Annotated in this window: 17 protein-coding genes; 15 read left to right on the forward strand and 2 right to left on the reverse strand. The window is 73.7% G+C overall.

Going from position 1 to position 24149, the window contains the following annotated elements:
* The first annotated feature begins 60 nt into the window (after nt 1–60).
* The 11 genes from DFJ66_RS00245 to DFJ66_RS00290 all read left to right on the forward strand — a co-directional run bounded on the left by DFJ66_RS00245 (nt 61) and on the right by DFJ66_RS00290 (nt 14499).
* Nucleotides 61–369 (forward strand): PE domain-containing protein, encoded by a 309-nt coding sequence (locus DFJ66_RS00245; RefSeq protein WP_121216795.1) that lies wholly within the window; start codon nt 61–63, stop codon nt 367–369.
* Nucleotides 366–1613, forward strand: coding sequence for a WXG100 family type VII secretion target (locus DFJ66_RS00250; RefSeq protein ID WP_121216797.1), 1248 nt, complete (start codon nt 366–368; stop codon nt 1611–1613). The genes DFJ66_RS00245 and DFJ66_RS00250 overlap by 4 nt, the downstream gene beginning before the upstream one ends.
* The gene (locus tag DFJ66_RS00255; protein WP_121216799.1) at nt 1613–2269 is read left to right on the forward strand and encodes an ESX secretion-associated protein EspG; all 657 of its coding nucleotides are present in this window, start codon (nt 1613–1615) and stop codon (nt 2267–2269) included. Before DFJ66_RS00250 ends, DFJ66_RS00255 begins: the two co-directional genes overlap by 1 nt.
* A 44-nt stretch (nt 2270–2313) precedes the next feature.
* The gene (locus tag DFJ66_RS00260; RefSeq protein ID WP_170200067.1) at nt 2314–2883 is read left to right on the forward strand and encodes a DinB family protein; all 570 of its coding nucleotides are present in this window, start codon (nt 2314–2316) and stop codon (nt 2881–2883) included.
* A gap of 111 nt (nt 2884–2994) precedes the next feature.
* Nucleotides 2995–3558, forward strand: coding sequence for a DJ-1/PfpI family protein (locus DFJ66_RS00265; protein ID WP_121216802.1), 564 nt, complete (start codon nt 2995–2997; stop codon nt 3556–3558).
* Between the two features lie 57 nt (nt 3559–3615).
* Nucleotides 3616–4611 (forward strand): tetratricopeptide repeat protein, encoded by a 996-nt coding sequence (locus DFJ66_RS00270; RefSeq protein WP_121216804.1) that lies wholly within the window; start codon nt 3616–3618, stop codon nt 4609–4611.
* A 284-nt stretch (nt 4612–4895) separates the two neighbouring features.
* Nucleotides 4896–6068: a geranylgeranyl reductase family protein gene (locus DFJ66_RS00275; protein WP_211350901.1), complete on the forward strand. Its 1173-nt coding sequence runs from the start codon at nt 4896–4898 to the stop codon at nt 6066–6068.
* Between the two features lie 28 nt (nt 6069–6096).
* A complete protein-coding gene (locus tag DFJ66_RS00280) occupies nt 6097–12330 on the forward strand; it encodes a type I polyketide synthase (protein WP_121216808.1) in 6234 nt (2077 codons plus the stop codon).
* Between the two features lie 29 nt (nt 12331–12359).
* Nucleotides 12360–12890, forward strand: coding sequence for a DEAD/DEAH box helicase (locus DFJ66_RS45365; protein ID WP_397556281.1), 531 nt, complete (start codon nt 12360–12362; stop codon nt 12888–12890).
* Nucleotides 12782–13933: a RecQ family ATP-dependent DNA helicase gene (locus tag DFJ66_RS00285; protein ID WP_425471106.1), complete on the forward strand. Its 1152-nt coding sequence runs from the start codon at nt 12782–12784 to the stop codon at nt 13931–13933. Before DFJ66_RS45365 ends, DFJ66_RS00285 begins: the two co-directional genes overlap by 109 nt.
* 26 nt (nt 13934–13959) lie before the next feature.
* Complete coding sequence (locus tag DFJ66_RS00290; protein ID WP_121230422.1) at nt 13960–14499, forward strand: CbrC family protein; 540 nt, start codon at nt 13960–13962, stop codon at nt 14497–14499.
* A gap of 19 nt (nt 14500–14518) precedes the next feature.
* Here DFJ66_RS00290 and DFJ66_RS00295 read toward each other — a convergent pair whose 3' ends face one another.
* Nucleotides 14519–15595, reverse strand: coding sequence for a DUF4034 domain-containing protein (locus DFJ66_RS00295; protein WP_121216810.1), 1077 nt, complete (start codon nt 15593–15595; stop codon nt 14519–14521).
* Between the two features lie 246 nt (nt 15596–15841).
* Here DFJ66_RS00295 and DFJ66_RS00300 point away from each other — a divergent pair, with 246 nt between their 5' ends.
* Both DFJ66_RS00300 and DFJ66_RS00305 read left to right on the forward strand, forming a co-directional pair.
* On the forward strand, nt 15842–16102 hold the full coding sequence (locus tag DFJ66_RS00300; protein WP_121216812.1) for a hypothetical protein: 261 nt from the start codon (nt 15842–15844) through the stop codon (nt 16100–16102).
* A 72-nt stretch (nt 16103–16174) separates the two neighbouring features.
* The gene (locus DFJ66_RS00305) at nt 16175–18142 is read left to right on the forward strand and encodes a M12 family metallopeptidase (protein ID WP_170199052.1); all 1968 of its coding nucleotides are present in this window, start codon (nt 16175–16177) and stop codon (nt 18140–18142) included.
* Between the two features lie 100 nt (nt 18143–18242).
* On the opposite strand, the gene DFJ66_RS00310 is transcribed toward DFJ66_RS00305, so the two are convergent.
* Entirely contained in the window at nt 18243–19904 is a 1662-nt protein-coding gene (locus DFJ66_RS00310) for a serine/threonine-protein kinase (protein ID WP_121216814.1), read from the reverse strand.
* A 218-nt stretch (nt 19905–20122) separates the two neighbouring features.
* Between DFJ66_RS00310 and DFJ66_RS00315 the strand changes: the two genes are divergently transcribed.
* Together DFJ66_RS00315 and DFJ66_RS00320 are read left to right on the forward strand one after the other, a co-directional pair.
* Nucleotides 20123–22966 carry a glycosyl hydrolase family 95 catalytic domain-containing protein gene (locus tag DFJ66_RS00315; protein WP_211350903.1) on the forward strand — a complete coding sequence of 948 codons (2844 nt, stop codon included), beginning with the start codon at nt 20123–20125 and terminating at the stop codon, nt 22964–22966.
* Between the two features lie 18 nt (nt 22967–22984).
* Complete coding sequence (locus DFJ66_RS00320) at nt 22985–24124, forward strand: glycosyltransferase (protein ID WP_121216816.1); 1140 nt, start codon at nt 22985–22987, stop codon at nt 24122–24124.
* Nucleotides 24125–24149: the final 25 nt, after the last annotated feature.

Below are 24149 nucleotides of genomic sequence, written 5' to 3' on the forward strand. Positions count from 1 at the left end.
CACCGCCGGTGGGACCAGTCCCGGGGACGGGTCCCCGGTGGTTGCCCCCACTCTGCGCCCATGGGCAAATTCACAGTGCGGGTGGAGGCTCTGCGCGGCGTGGCCGACGGGTACGGCAGGGTCCGCGACGACGTGTCCGACACCAACCAGCAGAGCAGGCCGCTGGCGAGCATCCAGCCGCCGATGGCCGATCCGGCGACCACGGCGTTCGTCGCCGCCGCGTCCCAGGCGGGCCAGGCGCACCTCGACTCGGTGGGCCGGATCGAGCAGGACCTGGGGACGCGGACCGAGGAGCTGCACGCCACCGTCCGGCAGTACGCCGGGACCGAGCACGACGTCGACCACCTGATGACGGGGCGCGAACGATGACCGGGTTGAGCGGGTACGAGATCTACCTGATGGTGTCGCAGAGCGCCGGGCCGGAGGTGTTGACCCAGGCGGCGGACCTGGCGCGGGACGCGGGCGTCCGCGTCCAGGCCGCCGGCGACCAGGCGCGGCAGCTCTCCGCCACCATCCCGACCACGTGGGGGGGCGCGGCGGCCGACCGGGCGGTGCAGGCCGGGCAGCCGATCGAGCAGGGGCTGCGGGGCGCGCAGGAGCACGTCGAGCAGCTCGACGCCGCGGTGCGGGCGCAGGCGCAGAACTACGCGCGGTTCCGGCCGCTCGTGTGGCCGATGGCGACGCCGGAGCCGCCCGAGCTGACCCTCTACGACCAGCTCACGCCGTGGGACACCGACAACGAGCTCGCGCGCAAGCAGTGGTTCGAGGCCGACGCGAACAACCGTCGCGTCTACGCCGAGTACGTCGAGGCGACCCGGCAGAACCAGGCGATGCTCCCGCAGGCCGCCCCGGCTCCCAGCGGTGCGCAAGGCGCGAACACCGCCGTGCAGAGCGCGGGCGGGTCGGGCGCGCGGTCCGCGAGCTCCGCGCCGCCGCAGGTCGGAGGAGGGGGCTCCACCACACCGTCGTCGGCCGGAGCGGCAGGCGCCGGGGGCGGTGGGCAGGCTTCCGCGCCGCCGGAGGTCGGGGGCAGCGGCAAAACACCGGCCGGCGGCGGCAAGACGGCGGCCAGCAACGCCGGTGGCGAGGACGGGGACCTCGCCGGCCGGGTGCCCGCCGTGCCGGGGTCGGGCGCGGCGAAGCAACCGGCGGACCGGACGGCGCTCGCCGACTCGCCCGGTGTGCCCGGCGGGGTGCCGGGTGGGCTGCCGATCACGGCGACGCCGCGCTCCGGCCGCGACACCGAGCGCCCGTCGAGCGTGCCGAAGAGCGACCACCTGGGCGGTGGTGGTGCCGCTCCGGTGCTGCCGGGCGGCGTCGCGATCGGCGATCCGACCGGGACCAGGGGTCAGAGGGGTGCCCTGGGCGCGGGCGACCGCACGGGTGTGATGGGCCGGACGCCGTCCGGCAGCCCGGTCGCGGCAGGGGCCGGGGCCGGGGCCGCAGCGGGTAGGCCGGGCGTGGCGGGTATGGGCGGTTTCGCGCCGCACGCCCCGCACGCGCGGGACGACGACGACCGGGAGCACAAGCGCACCGTGTACCTGGACGAGGACACGGACGAGCTCTTCGGTCGCTTGCCGACCAGTACGGTGCCTGTGATCGGGGAGGACTGATGTTGCGCGCACCGGTGGTGTTGTCGGACACGGCGTTCGACGTGCTGTGGCACCGCGACGACCTCGGCGAGCACCACACCGTGCTGCACGTGCCGCCCGCCGAGGCCAACCCGCTGGAGGTGGAGAACGCCCTGTTCCGCGAGGGCGTGCGGGTGGACGACACGCTGGAGGCGCTGCGGGTGCTCGCGCACGCGGACTTCGAGTGCTTCGGCTGGATCGCGTTCACCCGCGAGCTGACCCTGCCGGTCGTCGCGGCCACCGCCGGCCGGCACGGCGTCTTCGCCTTGCGGGACAACGGTCACGTGCGGATCGACGCGCTGCACGGGGACCCGTCGGACACCCTCGCGGCCTGCCTGCCGGAACTGCCGCCGGGCCGGGGGACGTCGATCAACGCCCGCGCGGAGGACGCCCACCGGTCCCCGGCCCTGGTCGAGCTGATGCGTCGCCCGCGCACCGGCGTGGCCAAGCTCTACGCGGCCCGCCGCGACCGCTACGGCCGCCGCCGGCGCTCGGAGTCCTTCGTCACCACCCTCGACTGCCCGGACGGCCGCTGGCTGGTGGTCCGCTACACCGACAAGCGCGGCCAGCACTGGGTGCACGCCACCCCCGCCGGCCGCCCGGTCATCCGGGAGTGGCTGCACCGCCTGGGCACCTGAGCGCCTCGGCAGCGGGCCGCCTCGGCCCGCTGCCCGGCTGGGGCATGCTGGAGTGCGTGATCGACGACTTCGCGAAGGACTACCTGCACGGCGACCTCCAAGAGGTGCGGGAGGTGATGGTGCGCAAGGTCGACGGGTTGTCCGAGTACGACATCCGGCGGCCCCTGACCTCGACCGGCACGAACCTGCTGGGGCTGGTCAAGCACCTGACCCTGACCGAGGCCCGGTACTTCGGCGAGGTGTTCGGCCGGCCGTTCCCCGAGCCCGTGCCGCGCTGGGACGACCTCGAACAGCGCGGCCGGGACCTGTGGGTGACCGAGCACGAGACGCGGGAGGAGGTCGTCGACCGCTACCGGCGGGCCTGGGAGCACTCCGACGCGACGATCGCCGCGCTCGCCGTCGACGCCCCCGGGCACGTGCCCTGGTGGCCGCGGCCGGACGTGGTGTTGTTCAACGTCCTGGTGCACGTGCTCACCGAGACCAACCGGCACGCGGGCCACGCCGACATCCTGCGCGAGCAGCTGGACGGCGCGGTCGAGGTGAGCGGGAAGGGTCCGGAGTTCTGGGCCGAGAGGCGTGCGGAGATCGAGCGGGCGGCGCGGGCGGCGGGCTGAGACGGCGAACCGGTTCGACACCTGACCGGACGATTGTGACGCCCATTCGCGCCCCATACGGTCGAGGAGGAGCCAACCGGTTCGACCGTCGCGCGAGGGTGAGGAGCGAGCATGGCCAGAGTGCTGGTCCTGGCGGGTGACGCCGCCGAGGAGCTGGACTCGATGTACCCGGTCTTCCGCCTGCGGGAGGGCGGTCACGAGGCGGTCGTGGCCGCTCCGACCTCGCGCGCGATCAAGCTGGTCGTGCACGACTTCGAGCCCGAGTGGGACGCCTACACCGAGAAGCCGGGCCACACGCTGCCGGTGGACCTGGCGTTCGCCGACGTCGACCCCGAGGGGTTCGACGGGCTGGTGATCCCGGGCGGGCGGGCGCCGGAGTACATCCGGACCGACCCGGACGTGGCCCGCATCGTCCGGCACTTCTTCGAGCGCGGCCTGCCCGTGGGCACGATCTGCCACGGCCCGCAGGTGCCCGCCGCCCTCGGCCTGCTCAAGGGCCGCACCACCGCCGCGTTCCCGCCGCTGAAGGTGGACATGGAGCTGGCCGGCGCCACCTTCGTGGACGCGCCGGACGTGGTGGACGGGGCCATGGTGTCGTGCCGCGGCTGGCCGGACCTCCCCGAGTGGTCCCGCGCGTTCATGGACGTGCTGGAGAAGTCGCAGGTCCCCGCCTGACGTCCCCGGCGCTACGATCGCGGGGGTGAGGCGCGGCGCACCTCGGGGGAGGACCGCATGGCGGGTCCGCACGGCGTGGACGAGGCGGAACTGGTCGCCGCCTACGAGAGCAACGTTGCCGCGCAACGATTACAGGCGGCCGGGAACCCCGCTCACCGCGCCCACCTCGCCGCCGCGCTGAACAACCTCGGCATGCTCCACAACGCGCTCGGCCGGCACGCGGAGGCGGTCGCGGCCGTCGAAGAGGCCGTCGCGGTGTTCCGCGAGGTCGTCGCCGAGGACCCGGGCCGCCGGTACGAGTTCGCCGTCATCCTGACCAACCTGGGCATCGTCCGCGCCCCGACCGCTCCGGACGCCGACGTGCTCGACGCCTTCCGGGAAGCCGTGTCGTGGTGGCGCGCCCTGGCCGCGGACGACCCCGCCCACCTGCCCGACCTCGCGGAAGGCCTGCTCAAGCTCGGCGAGCAGTGCGGCCTGCGGGGTCGGGACGAGGACAGCGTGACGGTCCACGAGGAAGCCGTCGCACAGCACCGTCGCCTGGACCCCGGGAACCCCGTCCACGTGTCCGGCCTGCTGTCCGCGCTCACGAACCTCTCCTTCGCCTACAACACGGTCGGCCGGTCCGCGGACGCGGTCCCGCCGGCCGAGGAGGTCGTCGCCCACCTGCGGGCACCGGCCGCCGCGAACCCGGCCCACCGGCCCGACCTCGCCCAGGCGCTGACCCGGCTCGGCAACCGCTACCAGGCGGCGGGCCGGGCCGCGGACGCCCTGCGCTGCGCCGAGGAAGCCGTGGCGCTGGAACGCGAACTTGCCGCCGAGGACCCGGACCACGTGCTCAGGTTGGCGCAAGCCTTGGCGAACCTGGCACATGCTCGCCGCGAGGTGGGTGGGTCGGGGGTTCCCGCCGGTGAGGAGGCTGTCGCGTTGTTGCAGCGCCTGGCGTCCCACGACGCGGCGCTGCAACCGGTCTTGGACGTTGTTTCGGCGAACCTGGAGAACCACCGGCGGGCGGCCGGCGACCACAAGCGCAAGAAGCGCTTCTGGCGCTCCTGAGGACCGAGGTCCTCGACGCGCTCGTGCACCCGCGGTGACCGGGTGCGGGAGGCAGAACTCCACTTCCGCGCGGTTTGCGTCGGGTAATCCGGCCCATCGGGTGCCACCGGCGGCTGCTCGGTGCGCACGTGAGGTGGTCGTGGGGGCCGACACGGATGGCTTGGGCTTGCCGTCGGGTGTAGCGGGTTCCGTTCGCTAGGTGCGTTGGTGCGCCTCAGGTAGTCATGGGATGACGAGCGCGTGTCGCATGTGGACACGAGCACCTGGAGGCGGAAGGCGCCGGTGTGGGAACACTTGACGGGGACGTGTGGGACGTCGCGGTGGTCGGGGCCGGGCCGGCGGGCGCCAGTGCGGCTCGGGTGGCGGCCGAGGCCGGGTGTCGGGTGGTCCTGCTGGAGCGTGCGGCGATCCCCCGGTACAAGACCTGCGGTGGCGGGTTGATCGGGTGTTCGCAGGCGTACCTGCCCGCCGGGCTGCGTGTCCCGGTCCTCGACGAGATCGAAGCGGTGACCTTCGGGCTCGACGGCGCCAAGCAGCGCACGCTGCGCAGCGAAGGGCCGGCGCGCTGCAAGATGGTCTTCCGCGACGAGTTGGACGCCGCCCTGACCCGGGTCGCGGCGGAGGCCGGCGCGGTGGTGCGCGACCGGACGACCGTGGCGGGCGTCGAGGACGACGGGGGCGTGGTCGCGCTGCGCACCGGGGCCGGGGACCTGGTGCGGGCCCGAGCGGTGGTGGGCGCGGACGGCAGCGCGAGCCGGGTCGGTCGGCACGTCGGGGTGCGGTGCGAGCAGGTGGACCTGGCGCTGGAGGTCGAGGTGCCGGTCGACCGGCGGACGGCGGCGCGCTGGCGCGGCCGGATGCTGATGGAGTGGGGGCCGCTGCCGGGGTCGTTCGGTTGGGTGTTCCCCAAGGGTGACGTGTGCACGGCGGGTGTCGTCGCGGCCAAGGGGCAGGGCGAGGCCACCAGGGCCTACCTGCGCGACTTCCTGGACCGGCAGGGCCTGGCGCACCTGACCCCGCTGCACGACACCGGTCACCTGACCCGGTGCCGCCGGCCGGGATCGCCGTTGGCCCGGCACCGGACGGTGGTCGCCGGCGACGCCGCCGGGCTGTGCGACCCGTGGTCGCGGGAGGGGATCTCCTTCGCGCTGCGGTCGGGGGTGTGGGCCGGGGAAGCGGCCGTGCGGCTGGCGTCGGCCGACGACGCCGACCTGGAACGCGAGCGGTCCCGCTACGCCGAGGTCGTGCGCACGACGCTGGAGGCGGAGATGCGTGCCTCGCGCCGGATCATGGACGTCTTCACCTGGCGACCCGGCCTGGTGCACGCGGCGCTGACCTCCGTGCCGCCGGTGTGGCGGCGGGTCGACTCCTACCTCGGCGGCGCGACCACGATCCCCGCCCTGCTCGGCACCCCCGCCGCCCGCGTGGCGCTGAAGGTCCTCGACCTCATCCGGTGAAACCCGCTCCCAGCAAAGGAACCCGGCCGTGGCAGCACAACAAGAGCAGACCCCCGTGGCGATCATCGGTGCCGGTTGCCGCGCGCCCGGGGGCGTGACCTCCCCGCGCGAGCTGTGGCAGGTGCTCCTGGACCGCCGGGACGTGGTCGCCGGGGCCGGCCCCGCCCGCCGGTGGTCCGAGCACGAGCGCACGGTGCCCGCCGACCTCGTCGACGAGCCCGCGCTGGAGCACGGCAGCTTCGTGGACGGCATCGACCTGTTCGACCCCGGTTTCTTCGGGGTCCCGGTCACCGAGGCACCCAGCGTCGACCCGCAGCACCGGCTGCTGATGGAGACCACCTGGGAGGCGCTGGAGGACGCGGGCGTCCCGCCGAAGTCGCTGGCCGGGTCGCGCACCGGCCTGTTCATCGGCATCTCCGGCGCGGACTACGCCAAGCGGTTCAGCATCGCCGACTTCAACGTCTACCACGGCATCTCGGCCATCCCGTCGGGCGCACCGGGGCGGATCTCCTACATCCTCGACGTCAACGGGCCGTCGGTGGCCGTGGACGGCGCGTGCGCGTCCTCGCTGGTCGCGGTGCACCTGGCGTGCCGGTCGCTGCACGCGGGCGAGTCCGACCTGGCGTTGGCGGGCGGCGCGACCGTGCAGCTGGAGTGGGGCGGGCTGGTCGGGTTCGCGCGGGCCGGCGCGTTGTCGTCCCGGGGCCGGTGCGCGGCGTTCGACGCGAGCGCGGACGGGTTCGTGCGCGGCGAGGGGTGCGGGATGGTCGCGCTCAAGCGGCTCGCCGACGCGCAGCGCGACGGCGACCGGGTGCTGGCCGTGATCGCCGGGACCGCGATCAACCACGCCGGCCGCGTCCGGGGCATCACGCAGCCGTCGCGGTCGGCGCAGCGGGCGGTGGTGACCGCGGCGATGCGCGCGGCGGGCGTGACCGCAGGCGACATCGGGTACGTCGAGGCGCACGGCACGGGCACCCCGGTGGGTGACCCGATCGAGTTCGGCGCGCTGCGGGACGCGTACGGGTCGGCGGACGGGCCGTGCGCGCTCGGCTCCCTGAAGACCAACTTCGGTCACCCGGAGAGCGCGGCGGGCGTGCTCGGGCTGATCAAGGCGGCGCTGGCGGTGCGCACCGGCGTGATCCCGGCGAACCTGCACTTCACCCGGTGGAACCCGGAGATCGACGCCGAGGGCACCCGGTTCTTCGTGCCGACGGTGTCCACGCCGTGGGAGGGGACGCGCCGGGCCGCCGTGTCGGCGTTCGGCGTGACCGGGGCGAACGCGCACGCCATCGTCGTGCAGGCCCCGCCGGCTCCTGCGCGCCCGCCTGGTCGCGCGTCGGGCACGCTCGTGCACGCGGTGTCGGCGGCGTCGGTCGGCGGGCTGGCCGCGACCGCCGCTCGGCTCGCCGACCACGTCGAGGCGGCCCGGCCCCGGCTGGACGACGTGGCGCACACGCTCGCCGCGCGCCGCAGCCACCTGTCCACGCGGGCCTGCGTGGTGACCGGTGATCGGGCGGAGCTGCACGAGGGGCTGCGGGCGCTGGCGCGGGGCGAGGAGCACCCGGCCGTGGTGACCGGGGCGACGGGGGAGCCGGGCAGGCCGGTGTGGGTGTTCTCCGGGCACGGGTCGCAGTGGGCGGGGATGGCGCGGGACCTGCTGGACCGCGATCCCGTGTTCACCGCCATGATCGACCGCTTGGACCGCGTGCTCTCCGACGAGGACGGTGCGGGTGGCGTGGCGTCCGGCGTGGAGCGTGCGGTGGGCGCGGCCTCCGGCCCCCGTCTCGATCATCGCACGGGGGACCGACAGTCCACGCGGGACGGTCGAGTGGGGATGTCGGTGCGGCGGCTGTTGGCGGCTGGGGAGCACCTGGAGCGGATGGACGTCGTGCAGCCGGTGGTGTTCGCGGTGCAGACGGCGTTGGCCGCGGTGTGGCGGGAGTGGGGGGTCGAGCCGGCGGCGGTCGTCGGGCATTCGATGGGGGAGGCCGCCGCGGCGGTGGCGGCCGGGATCCTCACGCCTGAGGAGGGTATGCGGATCACGGTGATCCGGTCGTCGTTGCTGCACAAGGTGCGTGGTGGGTGCATGGCGGTCGTGGCGCTGCCGGTCGAGCAGGTCGAGGTGGAGATCGCCGACGCTCCCGGTGTGTCGGTGTCGGTCGTGACGGCACCCGCTTCGACCGTGGTGGCCGGCGGCGAGGACGTCGTGGAGGCGTTGCTGGCGGGGTGGCGGGAGCGGGGGGTGTTCTGCAAGCGGATCGCGGTCGCCGTGGCCGCGCATTCGCCGCAGGTGGACCCCGTGCTGGGCGAGATCGCCGAGCGGACGTCGTGGTTGGCCGGTGCGCCGCCGCAGGTGCCGTTCTACTCGACCGCGGGCGATCCGCGGGAGCCGGTCGTCTTCGACGGCGCGTACTGGGCGCGCAACCTGCGGGTGCCGGTGCGGTTCGACCTCGCGTGCCGGGCGCTGGTGGAGGACGGGCACGAGGTGTTCCTGGAGCTGTCGCCGCACCCGCTGCTGACGCAGGCGGTCGAGGAGACCGGGGCCGCGCTGCGCAGCCCGGTCGTCGCCGTGCCGTCGCTGGTGCGCGAGCGGGACTCGCGGGACTCGCTGTGCCGTGCGGCGGCGGCCCTGCACGTGGCGGGCGCGCCGGTGGACCTGGACGCCGTGAACGGCGGTGGCGCGTTCACCCCGCTGCCGCCCACGGCCTTCGACCGCGCCCGCTACTGGCAGGAACCGGCCCGCCGGCCGCGCGGCACGCACCCGTGGCTGGGCGAGCGCACGGCCGTGGCCGACCCGGACGCCGAGGACCGCACGCGGTACGTGTGGACCGCCGACCTGGGCACCGACCAGGTCGACTGGCTGGTCCAGCACACCCTGCGCGGCACACCCCTCGTGCCCGGCGCCCTGCACGCCGAGCTGCTGCTGGCCGCCGCGACCGACCTGCTGGGCTGCGGCCCCGACCAGGCGTGCCTGACCGACGTGCGCTTCACCCGCATGGTGCCGCTGACCGGCCGCGTACCGGTGCAGGTGACCGCGACCCGCGCCGGCGGGCGGGTGGAGCTGGAGGTCGTCCAGCACAGCGGCGGCGGCTGGGACCGCGTCGCCTCGGCCACCGCCACCCGCTGCGAGGCGGCCGTGGACGTCCGCGACCCGCTGCCCGTCCCGGGGACGACCCGCCCGACCGACGACCTGTACGCGGCCCTGCGCCGCATGGGACTGGACGGCGGCCCGGCGTTCCACGCGATCACCGGGCTGGGGGACGACGGCGTGACCCGCGTGGCCGTGCCCGAAGACGCACCGATCCGCGCGGGCAAGCCCAAGGTGCACCCGGCGCTGTTCGACGGCTGCCTGCTGTCCGTGGCCTCGCTGCTGGTGGAGCCCGGCGCCGACACACCGTGGCTGCCCACCGCGATCGCCGGCCTCGTCCTGCCGCCCGACCCGAACCGCATCACCTGGGTCCGCCCGGAACTGCGTCGCGACGGCGAGGACGCGGCAACCGGCCGTGCCGACCTCTACGACGGGACGGGGCAGTGGGTCGGCGCTCTGGAGGGCGTGGAGCTGGTCCGGCACGCGGGCGCGTCCGGCGGGCGCGCACTGCTCAACTCCCGCCTGTACGAACTGACCTGGACCCCCGCGCCACTGCCCGAGCCCGGCGCGCACGCGGGGTCGTGGGCGATCCTGTCCGAACCCGGCGACCGGACCGGCCTGGCGGACCGGCTCAGGTCGGCCCTGGTCGCGCGCGGCGGCCGGATCGTCGCGCCCGCGGAATCGTCGGTGGGTCGTGAGACGATCGAGACGGGGGCCGGAGGCCACGCCGGCGTCGTCTGGTGCGCCACCGGCGAGCTTGGTGATCTCGAACGGGTGAGTCAGGTCCTCGAGCTGCTGCGCGAACACGCCGAGCTCCCGTCCCCGCCCCGGTTGTGGCTGGTCAGCGCGGGTGCCCGCCCGGTGCTCGACGGCGACCCGGTGGCGCCCGGCGTGTGCGCGCTGCGCGGTGTGCTGCGGGTGGCGTCCATCGAGCAGCCCCGCTCCGCCGTCACCTGGGTCGACACCGACGACGGCGACGCGACCGACCTCGCCGCCGAGCTGACGGCGGCCACGCCGGAGACCGAGGTCGCCTGGCGCGCCGGGCAGCGCTACACCGCCCGCCTGTCCCGCACCCCGCTCGCCCTCCGCCCGCCGCGCACGGCCGGCGAGCGGGACGTGGTGGCGGGCGTGGACCCGTACGTGCTCGAACCCGACCCGGACGGCGGCCTGGACCGGCTCCGCGTGGTCGCCACCGGGGAACCACCGCGCCACCCCGGGCCGGGGCAGGTGCTGCTGCGCCCGGCGGCGACCACCGTGCACTTCCGGGACGTCCTCATCGCGCTGGGCATCTACCCGACCGACGACGGCGTCCTGCCCGGCCTCGGCTCGGACGCCTCCGGTGAAGTCCTCGCGGTCGGCCCCGGAGTCGAGCACGTGCGTCCCGGTGACCAGGTCGTCGGGGTCCTGCCGGACGGGCGCGGGACGATGGCGTCGGAGTGCCTGGTGCCCGCCGCGTTCACCGTGCGCGTGCCGGACGGCCTCGCCCCGGTGGACGTCGTGCCCTCCGTGCTCACCTACCTCACGGCCTGGCACGCCCTGCACGACCTGGCGGGCCTGCGCGCGGGCGAGACCGTGCTGGTGCACTCCGCCGCCGGCGGCACCGGCCTCGCCGCCGTGGCGGTCGCGCGGCTGCTCGGGGCCGTCCCGATCGGCACCGCCGGCACCGAGGCCAAGCGCCGCCACCTGCGCGAGCAGGGCGTGACCCACGTCTTCGACTCGCGGACGCTCGACTTCGCCGACCAGGTGCGGGAGGCGACCGGCGGCCGGGGCGTGGACGTGGTGCTCAACTGCCTGACCGGGGCCGCCATGCGGGCGTCGCTGGGGTTGCTCGCCCCGACCGGGCGGTTCGTCGAGATCGGCAAGCGCGACCTGTACGACGGGGCGCGCGTGGACCTGCGCGCGTTCCGGCACGGCATCACCTACGCCGCGCTGGACCTGGTCCTCACCGCGTCGGAACGGCCGGACGTGTTCCGCGCCGCCCTGCTGCGGGTGGTGGCCGAGATCGAGGCGGGGAACCTGCCGCTGCTGCCCCGCGACGTCGTCCCGCTGACCGACGCGGCCGAGGGGTTCAAGCGGCTCGCCTCCGGTGAGCACATCGGACGGATCGCCGTGGAGTTCCCACCGCCGGGGCAGCGCGTGCGCGCCCACGTCCGGGCGCGGGAGGACGTCGTGCGCCGCGGCGGGTCGTACGTCATCACCGGCGGCACGCGCGGCCTGGGGCTGGAGGCCGCGCGGTGGCTGGGCGCGCACGGCGCCGGGCGCGTCGTCCTCGGCGGGCGCACCGCCCCGGACACCCTGCCCGACACCGGGTGCGCACTGGACGTGGTGCTGGGCGACATCGCCGACCCGGACACCGCGCGCCGCCTGGTCGCCGCCGCCGGACCGGAGCTGCGAGGCGTCCTGCACACGGCCGTCGTCCTGGACGACACCCCGATCACGGGCATCACCGCCGAGCGGCTGGCCCGCGTGTGGCACCCCAAGGTGACCGGCCTGCGCAACCTGCACGACGCCACCCGGGACCACGACCTGGACTGGCTGGTGGTCTTCTCGTCCATGGCGGCCCTGCTGGGCAACGCGGGCCAGGCCAACTACGCCGCCGCCGGCGCGTGGGTCGACGCGTTCGCCCGGTGGCGCGCCGACCAGGGCCGGCCGACGCTGTCGGTGGACTGGGGCGCGTGGGGCGAGGCCGGCCGCGCGACCCACTTCGCGGCCCGGGGCTTCGACACCATCGCCACCGCCGAGGGCTTCGCCGCGCTGGAGGAACTGCTGCGCCACCGACGGGTGAACACCGGTGTGTTCGACTACCAGCCCGACCGGCTCTTCCGAGCCTTCCCGCACGCCCGGACCAACCCCCTGTTGGCCGACCTGGACGACGGTCCCGTGATCGCGGAGGACGGTCCGGCGGCGCGGGTGCGGGCGGAACAGCCCGGTCCGGCCCGGACGCGGCTGGTGTGCGAGGCCGTGGTGCACGCGCTGGCCGCGTTGCTGGGCGCGCAGCCCTCGGCCGTGCCGGCGCACGCGAAGTTCACCGACGTCGGCCTGGACTCGCTGCTGGCCGTGGCGCTGACCCGCAGGCTCGCCACCGACCTGGACGTCCCGCTGACCCCGGCGGAGGTGTGGGCGCACCCGTCCCCGGCGGAACTGGCCGCGCACCTCGACTCGGCGCTGGGGTGATTGGCCGGCGCCGGGAGGGGTATGCGGCGGTGGTGCCGGACGAGGACCGCGAACTGCGCCGGACCGCCGAGGACGTGTTCGGGTGGTCCGAGCTGAGACCCGACCAGCTGACCGCCATGCGGCACGTCCTCGACGGCCGCGACACGCTCGTGGTGATGCCCACCGGCGCGGGCAAGTCGGCGGTGTACCAGGTGCCGGCCGTGCTGCGGGACGGGCCGACGGTCGTGGTGTCGCCGCTGGTGGCGTTGCAGCGCGACCAGGTCGCGGGCCTGCGGGAGAACGACGCGCCGGCCGCCGCGGCGGTGAACTCGGCCCAGCCGGAGGCCGCCAACGACCGCGCGTGGCGCTCGTTCTCGGCGGCGAGGACCGAGTACCTGTTCCTGTCACCGGAACAGCTGGCGAAACGGACGTGCTCGACCGCCTCGCCGCCGCCGGCGTGTCGCTGTTCGTGGTGGACGAGGCCCACTGCGTCTCGGCCTGGGGCCACGACTTCCGCCCCGACTACCTGCGCCTGGGGGAGGTGGTGGACCGCCTCGGCCACCCGCCCGTGGTGGCGCTGACCGCGACCGCGGGCGGGCCGGTGCGGGCGGACGTGGTGCGGCACCTCGGGATGCGCGACCCGGCCGTGGTGGTCGCCGGGTTCGACCGGCCGAACCTGTCCCTGGCGGCCCGGTTCTGCACCGACGACGACGACCGGGTGCGGGCGGTGGTGGAGTGGGTGACCGGCGGCCCGGGGCTGCTCTACACCGCCACCCGCAAGGACACCGAGCGGTACGCGGAGTTGTTGGCGGGCAAGGGGGTCCGGGCGGCGGCGTTCCACGCGGGCCGGCGCGCGGCGGACCGGCGGGCGGTGCAGGACGGTTTCATGGCGGGCGAGGTGGACGTGGTGGTGGCGACGTCCGCGTTCGGCATGGGCATCGACAAACCGGACGTGCGCTTCGTCGCCCACGCCGCCACCCCCGGCTCGCCGGACGCGTACTACCAGGAGATCGGCCGCGCTGGCCGCGACGGACAGCCTGCCCAGGCCCTCTTGTTCCACCGCCCGGAAGACCTGGGTCTGCAACGCTTCCTGCGGGCTAGGCGGGTGGACCGCGAGGCCGTGCGTCGGGTGGCCGCGGAGGTTCGCTCGGGCGTGGACGACCCGTCGGAGCTCGCGCGGTCCTTGGACTTGTCCCGCCGCAAGGTCACCGGCCTGCTCAACCTGCTCGAAGCTGCGGACGCGACCCACGACGCCGACCCGGTGGCGGCCGTGACCAGGGAACTGAAACGCCAACAGGACCGCGACCGCTCCCGCATCGAGGTCATGCGCGGCTACGCCGAAACCCGCTCCTGCCGCCGCCGATACCTGCTGGGCTACTTCGGCGAACACCTCGCCGGCCCATGCGGCAACTGCGACAACTGTGCCGAGGGGTCCGCCGTGTCCGACGAGCCCCCGACCGACGGCACCTTCACCCCCGGCACCCCCATCGAGCACCGAGAGTGGGGACGCGGCTCGGTCGTGCACCGTGAATCGGACCGCTTCCTGGCGCTGTTCGACGACGTCGGCTACAAGACCTTGTCCCTGGAGGCGATCCGCGACAACGACGTCCTGCGCCCGCTGTGAGCCGGGCCGCCTCGTAAGCTGTCGTGGTGGAATCGCCGCCGACGTTCCGGTTCAACCCCAACGCGTACGAGCTCGGTTTCGTGGTGGCCGAGCGAGTTCGTTGTTCGTGCTGCGAGCGCGACCGCGACTGGCGGTACCGGGGCAGCTTCTACACGACGGCCTCCGACGTGCGGTTGTGCCCGTGGTGCATCGCGGACGGCAGTGCGGCCGAGCGCTTCGACGGCGAGTTCTCCGACTGGAGCGGGATCGACGGCGTCGGGTCCGTCCCGCCGGTGGACGCCGAGGCGGCCCGGGAGGTGGCGACCCGCACGCCGTCCTACCCGTCCTGGCAGCAGGAGCAGTGGCGGGCGCACTGCGGCCTGCCGTGCGCGTTCCTCGGCTTCGTCGGCGCGGACGACCTGCCGGCGTTGCTGCCCGACCCGGTGTTGGAGGCCGACGTCGACGGCGGCCTCGGCTTCCCCGGCGAGCTGGTGCGCGCCTACCTCAGCCGCGAGGGCACCCTGGCCGGGTACCTGTTCCGCTGCCTGGTCTGCGGCGCGCACCGGCTGCACGTCGACGCGTCGTAGCGCCGGCGCTCGCCCGGCCCTACGGCTTCCCGGCCGCCTTGCAGGATTCGAGTCGGAGCTGGAGGAAGAGTTCCAGCGGCTTGGGGAACAACGACCACGGTGCGCCGTCCGCCCGTGCTCCCAGGACGCGGAACTGGTCGACCGCCTCGGCGTGGCGCTTGTGCTCGGCCAACGTGTAGATCGCCCAGCCCCGGTCGTTGCGCAGCCACAAGGTGTCGGCGCCCACGCTCGCCAGCCACGGCAGCAGGGTGTCCAGGGCCTCCCGCGTCATCGGCGAGCGGAACGCGTCGGGCTTGTCGCGCATCATCTCGTACGCCGCCCGCAGGGGCAGGGCCGCGAGGGACGGGGACGCCGCCGCCGCGCGCGTGGCGAAGTCGCACATCAGTTCGTGCGAGCCGTGCCACTTCTTGCACCAGTACTGCAACGCCTGACCGTGGCCCATGCGGTGCAGCGGGGCGCGGGCGACCAGTTCGTCCCACACCTGCCCGAACTGCTCGTGGTCGTAGGACAGGCCGCGGGCGAGCATCACCAGGGTCACCCACGGCGTCGGGTCCTCCGGCACGGCCGCCGCGGTGGCGCGGGCGGCGGCTTGGGCCTGGAGCAGCAGCCGGTGGAAGTCCTGGAACTGCTGCCGGGAGGTCTGGTCGGCGCCGGCCGTGCCGCGTGCCTGCCAGGCGACGTGGACCAGCGCGTGCGCGTGCACCACGGCCAGGTCGCGCGAGTCGGGCTGGGCCTGGCTCCACCGCTGGAGCCAGGTGTCGTCGTGGGCGGCCAGGGTGGCCAGTTCGTCGACGACCTCGGCCCGCAGGTCCCAGTCCTGCCACGTCGACGCCAGCAGCTCCGCCGCCGGCTCCCACCGCCCCTCGGCGGCGGCTGCGCGTGCCCGGGTCAGCTCGGGGCCGCCCACGGGCACGTCGGTCGTCACGTCCTCCGGCGCCGCCAGGCCCCACTGCGCGTAGTCGACGCGCCCGAACAGCTTGTCGACGACCACGTGCGAGGGCAGGTCGTCCACATCGACCCCGCGGCGGCTCGCCTCCCGCAGCAGCGAGACGGCTCTCGCGGTCTTGAACGGGTTCAACAACAGCTTCACGACCATGTCGGTCCTTCCCCCCTGGTGCGGCGTGATCTTGGCCGCCGGGGGAGTGTGCCCGACCGTCGTCGGCGGTGTCAGGCGATCCGGGGAACCGGCGTGCCACGCCCGCCGGGAGCGGCGAAAAGGTCCGGATGTGTGTTCGTCCGGTTACGCGTATGGTCTGGGATCGTGCGCGTTGTGGGGACGTTGCGGTTCCCTTCGGCCGATGCTCCGGTCCATCTCGACCGGGTCCGCGTCGAGGTTCGCGACGTGTCCGAGGCGGACGCGCCGGCGCGCACGGTGGCCGAGGTGACGCTGCCCGCGGTGAGTGTGCCCGTGGGTGGGTTGGAGTTGCCGTTCGCCGTGGAGGCTGTGGACGCCGAGGTGGACGGCCCCGGGACGTACGTCGTGCGTGCGCACGGTGACCGGGACGGGTCCGGTGTCGTCACCGAGGGTGACCTGATCACCACTGCCGCCCACCGCGTCACGTCCCAGCCGATGGTGCTCGACCTGCACCCGGTCGCTCATTGACCCGTTTGCCCGTATCTGGGCTGCCCCGGGTGCCTCTGTTCCACAAACACCCCATTCAGGGAGGAATCAACCGTGAACGAGATCGTGACCAGTGACGACATGGCCGCCAGCCGTGAGGTGCGCACCGGGTTCCTGTCCGGGCCGGGGTTCGTCGACAAGCCCGTCCGCTACAGCGTGGTCAACGGGATCGCGCTGTACCAGGGGTGCATCGACATGGGTCCGGTCGAGGAGGTCGAGGCCGCCGCCGCGAGACTGCGGCCCGGAGAACCCGCGGACGTCGGACAACCCCCGTCCCAGGTGCTGGGGATCGGGCTGCCGTCCGATTCGGACATGCTGTGGCCCAACGGGGTCGTGCCGTTCGTGGTCGACGCCGGCCTGCCCAACCAGGCCCGGGTCACGCAGGCCATCGCGCACATCCACGACAACACCGGCATCCGGTTCGTCGCGCGCGGCAGCCAGGCGAACTACGTGCGGTTCGTGCGCAACCCCGGCGAGAGCTGGAGCTCCTCGCCGATCGGGATGCGCGGCGGCGAGCAGCTCATCCGGCTGTCCGACGGCGCCACGATGGGCACGACCGTGCACGAGTGCCTGCACTCCCTGGGCATCCTGCACGAGCAGAGCCGCTGCGACCGCGACCAGTTCGTGACCATCAACTACGGCAACATCCAGTCCGGGTTCGAGTCCAACTTCGACCGGTTCTGCGACGGCTTCACCGACTACTTCGACTACGACTACGACTCGATCATGCACTACGGCCCCACGGCGTTCGGCGTCAACGGCGCCACGACCATCGTGCCCAAGCGCCCCGGCGTGACGATCGGCCAGCGCAACGGGCTGAGCTTCGGCGACCGGGTGACCATCGCGCACATGTACGCGCGGTTCACCGGCCGCGGCCACACCGGCGTCTTCCGCGCGGGCAGCGGCAAGCACGCGCTGTGGGTGAACGCCTCCTGGGACAGCTTCGCCGCGAAGTGGCAGGAGTGGGCGGCCGAGGGGCTGCGCCTGATCGACATCAACGTCCGCCGCGTCGGCAACGAGCTCCGCTACTCCGGCGTGTGGACGGCCGGCACCGGCGGCTACGCGCTGTGGGCCAACGCGAGTTGGGACAGCTTCAAGGCCAAGTGGCAGGAGTGGGCCGGGCAGGGCCTGCGCCTGGTCGACCTGCACGTGCTGCGCGTGGGCAACGAGGACCGCTACTCCGGCGTGTGGCGCGCGGGGACCGGCGGTTACGCGCTGTGGGTCAACGCGTCGTGGGACAGCTTCAAGGCGAAGTGGCAGGAGTGGGCGGGCCAGGGCCTGCGGCTGGTTGACATCAACGTCCACGAGGTCGGCGGGCAGGCCCGGTACTCGGGCGTGTGGCTGGCCGGGTCCGGCGGGTACGGGCTGTGGGCGAACGCGTCGTGGGACAGCTTCAAGGCGAAGTGGCAGGAGTGGGCGGGCCAGGGCCTGCGGCTGGTGGACATGAACGTGCACCAGTCCGGCGGCGACAACCGCTACTCCGGCGTGTGGCTGGCCGGCACCGACGCCTACTACCTGTGGGCGAACGTGCCGTGGGAGAGCTTCCGCGCGCGCTGGCAGCAGCAGAGCGCCAACGGCCTGCGGCTGGTGGACTACGAGTTCACCGAACCGGCGGCGGCCGACTCGCTGGACTTCACCGGCTCCCCGGCGGAGGCCGCGGTGGCGCTGCCCGCGGGCGTCGGCGGCCTGTTCGACGGCGAGACCCTGGTCGACCTGTCCGACACCGCCGCCGCGGACGGCACCCCGATGGCCACGGACGGCGCGGGTGGTGCCGAGACCGGAGCCCCCACGCCCGCCGCCGCCACGACCGGTGACGGGATGGGCGGCATGGCCGGCGGCACGGCGGAACAGCCCGTGGCGGCGGCGGCTGACGGCGACGGCGGGCTGGTCACGGACAGCAGCCAGCAGAGGGTCACCCTGACCGTCGCGGGCCTCGGCGGCACCAACGGTGTCGACCACCCGGCCAACGGCGTCGACCACCCGGCCAAGGCCGTGCGCAAAGCCAAGGCAGCCAAGCACTAGCGAGCCAAGCAACAGCGGACCGAGCACGAGCGGACCGAGCACTAGCGGTCCGCGTACCAGCGCCAGGCGGCGACCGGGAACGCCCGGCCGCCGCTCGGGGTCACTTGTCGCGCGGGTAGGTCTTCACCACCTCGCCCTTGAGGTTCGCCTCGAGGTACGCGCCGCCGTAGTCGTCGCTCAGGTAGATCCGCATCGAGGCCGACCCGTCGATGATGTCGGTGTCCACGACGACGTACCGCAGCTTCGGCTGGGCGACGCCCAGCTCGTTGTGCGCCTGGTCGAACAGGGCGGGCAGGGCGTCCCAGTTCACCTCGTTCAGGTCCACCACGGCCCGGTCGGCGTCCACGCCGTCCGGGCCCTGCCTGCTCGCCTTCCCACCCCGGTACTCGAAGTCGTCGAAGCCGCCCTTGACGGCCGTGGTCGGGGCCGTGGCCGAGGCGCGGTCGGGGTAGATGGTCAGGTCGGAGACCTTGGTGCCGCCCATGACCTCGCTGAGCGCGGCGACCGCTTTGCGCGCGCCGGCGGGGGTGTGCAGGTCTTCCTTGACGCCGGAGGCGGCCGTGCCGGTCGGGCCGGTGGGCAGGACGACGCCGGGCACGGTGCCCGTGGGCGTGGTCGACCCGCCGGTGCCGGGGTTGGCCGAGTCGGTCGCGCCGGTCAGCTTGACCACCAGCAGCGTCACCGCGACCACCAGCCCCACTCCGACCAGCGAGAACGCCACGGCACCGGCCCGCTTGCGCGGCGGGGGCAGCGGGGTCGGGTACGAGTGCGGGTAGCTGTGCTGCGCCTTGCCGACCGGCGTCGGGGGCGGTGTGGGCCTCGGCGTCGGTCCGGACGGCCAGTGCGCGTACTGCGGCCCACCCGGCGGTCCGGGCACGGCGAACCCACCGGGTGTGGGCGGTCCCAGCGGCGGGGCCTGGTCGCGCTCGGCGGCGGCGAGCAGCTGGTCCAGCACCTCGCCGGTCGGCCGGTCGGCGGGGTCGTTGCGCAGGGCGGCGGTGAGCGCGGGGGCCAGCGCGCCCGCGCGGCGCGGCGGCGGGACCGGCTCCGTCATCACCGCGGCCAGGGTCGCCATCGTGGACGCCCGGCGCATCGGGTGGTAGCCCTCGACGGCCACGTACAGCAGCATCGCCAGCGACCAGAAGTCCGACGCGGTCTGCGTCTCGTCGCCGCGAAGGCGCTCCGGGGCGATGTACTCGGGGGACCCGATGACGTCGCCGGTCGCGGTGAGCTGGGTCGAGCCCTGCAGGGCGGCGATGCCGAAGTCGGTGAGTACGGCGCTGCCGTCGGTGCGCAGCAGCACGTTGCCCGGCTTGACGTCCCGGTGCATGACACCGGCGGAGTGGGCCGAGCGCAGCGCCGCGAGGACGTCCCGCCCGACCCGCGCCGCCTCGGGCACGCTGAGCGGGCCTTCGCGCAGCCGCGCGTCCAGCGAGGTGCCGCGGACCAGTTCCATGACGATCCACGGGTACGGGAACTCGGGGGAGTCGATGATCTGGTAGATCGAGACCACGTTCGGGTGCTGCAACCGGGCGAGCGCGCGGGACTCGCGCAGCACGCGCTCCCGCAGCTGGGCCGCCATGGCGGGCGTGCTCTCGACCTGGTCGGCCTCGGCCGGGCGGACCTCCTTGATGGCCACCTCGCGGTGCAGCCCGAGGTCCAGGGCGCGCCAGACCGTACCCATGCCGCCGCTGCCCAGTCGTTCCAGCAGCTCGAACCGCCCGTCGACGACCCGCCGCCCGGTGTGCTCTCTCTCAGACACCGCGCAAAGCTAGCAACCGATCACCCCGCTCCGGGTCGAGTGGTACAACGACGCTCAGCACATCCGATGTCTCTCGCTGTCTCGTGCCTGTTCGTGTCACCTTTCGGCCAAAACTCGAGCGTTGCGCAGGCTGTCGCTCGGAGATACATCGGACCTATACTCGCCGACACCCGGCCGGGTTCGCCCTGTCCCGTACCCACGCCCAACGGAGGGTGTCCATGCCTGGATCGCAAGCCAAGTCCACGCTGGCCGTGCTGGCCCTGCTGTCGGCGGGCCTGTTGGCGGTGTCCGACCCGGCTCCCGATGCGCACGCCCAGCAGGCCCCGGACGGCAACACCCTCTGGTACGACGAGCCCGCCGACAACTGGGAGAGCCGGGCGCTGCCGATCGGCAACGGCGCGTTGGGCGCGATGGTGTTCGGCGGGGTCACCTCCGAGCAGCTCCAGTTCAACGAGAAGTCCCTGTGGACGGGCGGCCCGGGTGCGGTGGGCGGCTACAACCACGGCAACTGGACCTCCCCGCGGCCCGGCGCGTTGGACGAGGTCGTCACCGCGATCAACCAGAACGGCTCGGCCGACCCGAACTGGGTGGCCGGCAAGCTGGGCCAGCCCAAGACGAACTTCGGCGCGTACCAGACCTTCGGTGACCTGCGCCTGGACATGGCCGGGCACAGCACCTCCTACTCCGGGTACCGCCGGGAGCTGAACATCGGCGACGGCACCGCCAAGGTCAGCTACACCAACAACGGTGTGGTGCACAGCCGCGAGTACTTCGCCAGCTACCCCGACGGCGTGGTGGTGGGGCGGCTGGGCGCGAACCAGCCGGGGAAGGTGTCGTTCACCCTCCGCTACACCTCGCCGCGCAGCGACTTCACCGCGACCGCCTCCGGTGGCCGGCTGACCATACGGGGCGCGCTGGGCAACAACGGGATGGTCTTCGAGTCGCAGGTGCGGGTCCTCACCGAGGGCGGAACGGTGACCAGCAGCGGCGGGTCGGTGACGGTGTCCGGGGCCAACAGCGCGACGTTCGTCCTCGGCGCGGGCACGAACTACGCCGACACCTACCCGAACTACCGGGGCGCGGACCCGAAGGCGCGCGTCACGTCCACTGTGGACAACGCGGCGGCCAAGTCCTTCGCCACCCTGCGCGCGAACCACACCGCCGACCACAAGGCCTTGTTCGACCGCGTGAAGCTGAACATCGGCCAGGTGATGCCGAACAAGCCCACCGACGACCTGCGTGCCGCCTACACCGGTGGTGCCTCGCCGGACGACCGGGCGTTGGAGGCGTTGTACTACCAGTACGGCCGGTACCTGCTGATCGCGTCCTCGCGCGCGGGGTCGCTGCCGGCGAACCTGCAAGGCGTGTGGAACAACTCGACCTCGCCGCCGTGGTCGGCCGACTACCACACGAACATCAACGTCCAGATGAACTACTGGCTCGCCGCGCAGACCAACCTGGGCGAGACGGCGGAGCCGTTCGTGCGGTTCGTGGAAGCGCTCAAGGCACCCGGCCAGGTCACCGCGAACAACATGTTCGGCACCGGCGGGTGGGTCGTGCACAACGAGACCAACCCGTTCGGCTTCACCGGCGTGCACGACTGGGCCACCGCGTTCTGGTTCCCCGAGGCGAACGGGTGGCTGGCGTCCCAGGTCTACGACCTCGCCACGTTCAGCGGCGACCCCGCGCAGCTGTCCCGGGCGTACGCGCTGCTCAAGGGCGCCAGCGAGTTCTGGCTGGCGAACCTGCGCACCGACCCGCGCGACGGCAAGCTCGTCGCCACGCCCAGCTACTCCCCGGAGCACGGTCCCTTCACCGCCGGCGACTCGATGGCCCAGCAGATCGTGTGGGGGCTGTTCACCGACACCATCGGCGCCTCACAAGCGTTGGGCGTGGACGCCGACTTCCGGTCGCAGGTGCAGGCCAAGCTCAACGCGATGGACCCGGGTCTGCGGGTGGGCAGCGGTGGGCGGTTGCAGGAGTGGAAGAGCGACGCCATCTCCGGCGAGCCGCAGCACCGGCACGTGTCCCACCTCTACGGGCTGCACCCCGGCCACCAGATCGCGGCCGGCACGGCGTTCGGCGACGCCGCCCGCGCCACGCTGGTCGACCGCGGCGACGGCGGCACGGGGTGGAGCAAGGCCTGGAAGATCAACTTCTGGGCGCGGCTGCTCGACGGCGACCACGCCCACAAGATGGTCGCCGAACAGCTGAAGTCGTCCACGCTGGCGAACCTGTTCGACACGCACCCGCCGTTCCAGATCGACGGCAACTTCGGTGCGACCGCCGGCATGACGGAGATGCTGCTGCAGAGCCAGAACGGCGTGGTCCACGTGCTGCCCGCCAAGCCCGGCGCCTGGACCACGGGCTCGGTCACCGGCCTGAAGGCCCGCGGCAACGTCACCGTGGACGCGTCCTGGACGGCGGCGGGCGGCATCGACTTCACCGTCAAGCCCGCGAACTCCGGCAGCCTGACCGTCCGCAACGGCATCTTCACCGGCCAGTACACCCTGACCGACACCACGACCGGCCAACCGGTCACCGGCACCCGCAACGGCGACCGGATCACCTTCACCGCCACCGCCGGCCACACCTACCGGGCCACCGGCACGCTCCGGAACCTGGCGCTGAACGCACCGGCCACCCAGTCGAGCACCTACCACACGGGTGCGGTGGCGAGCCGGGCCGTGGACGGCAACACCAACGGCGAGTTCTGGGCAGGCTCCGTCACCCACACCTCGGACAGCCCGCTGGACAACAACCCGTGGTGGCAGGTGGACCTCGGTGCCTCGCGGCAGGTCAGCGCGGTGAAGCTGTGGAACCGGACGGACTGCTGCGCGGACCGGCTGCGGCAGTTCTACGTGTTCGCGTCGGACTCGCCGTTCACCTCCACCGACCCACGGGTGACGGCGGGGCAGCCCGGGGTGTGGAGCGCGTACCAGGGCGCGGCCGTGGGGACGTCGCTGTCGCTGCCGGTCAACCGTTCGGCCCGGTACGTACGCGTCCAACTGGTCGGATCCGACCGTCCGCTGTCGCTGGCGGAGGTCCAAGTGTTCGGTTGAGTCACTACGTTCTCTCCGGTGCGAATCCTCTTCTCGAGCCTTGGCTCCTACGGACACACCTACCCGCTCATGCCGCTGGCCATCGCCGCCCACGAGGTGGGTCACGACGTCACGTTCGTGACCACCGCGCCCTTCGCCGCGACGGTGACCAGGTACGGCATCGAGCACGTCCCCGGGGGCATGGACATGCTCTCCGCGTTCGAACTCGCCGGTGCCGGGCCCGCCGACCGCAAGTCGCCGGGCTTCCGGCCCGAGCGGGTGTCGGCGGTGTTCGGGTCGGTGCTGCCGCGCCGCTGTGCGGCGGACCTGGTGCCGGTGATCGCCGACCGCAAGCCGGACCTGGTCGTGCACGAGTTGGCCAACCCCGGCGCGGGGCTGGCGGCGAAGGTGGTGGACGTGCCCGCGGTGTGCCACTCGTTCGGGCGGATGTGGCGGCCCACCGGACCTCCCGAGGCCTTGCGGAGATACCTGGGGGAGGTCGCCGCCGAGCTCGGTGTCGACCTGCCGGCCGGCGACCTCATGTCGTTGGGCAACCCCTACCTCGACATCTGCCCGCCCTCGGTGCAGGACCCGGAGTTCTCGGTGTCCCGCCCGATCCCGTTGCGACCGGTCGCGTACTCGGAGCCCGGCGAGCTGCCGGACTGGGTGCTCGAGCACCGCACCCCGTTGGTGTACTTGACGTTGGGCACGGCGTTCGGCGACGCCCGCGTCCTGCGCACCGCGATCGCGGGCCTGGCGACGCTGGACGTGAAGGTGATCGTGTCGACCGGGCCGAGCGTGTCGGTGGCCGCGTTGGGGGAGGTGCCGGACAACGTGGTCGTGCGGCCGTGGTTGCCGCAGGCCGACCTCCTGCCGCACGTGGACCTGGTGGTGCACCACGGCGGGGCGGGCGCGACCATGGGCACGTTCGCCACGGGTGTGCCGCACCTGGTCTTACCGCAGGGTGCCGACCAGTTCAGCAACGCCGACGTGGTGACTGCGGCCGGGCTCGGCGACCAGGTGCTCGCGGCGGACCTGACCGCCGAGGTGGTCGCCGCCAAGGCCCACCGCCTGCTCACCGACGACGCCGTGAAAGCCGCGGTGCGGGCGATGGCCGAGGAGGTGGCCGCGATGCCGTCGCCGCACGACGTGGCCCGCGCGCTGTCCGACTTCGCGTGACGGCACGGTCCCGCCCGCGCCGGAA

The sequence above is a fragment of the Saccharothrix variisporea genome, assembly GCF_003634995.1.
GTDB lineage: Bacteria > Actinomycetota > Actinomycetes > Mycobacteriales > Pseudonocardiaceae > Actinosynnema > Actinosynnema variisporeum.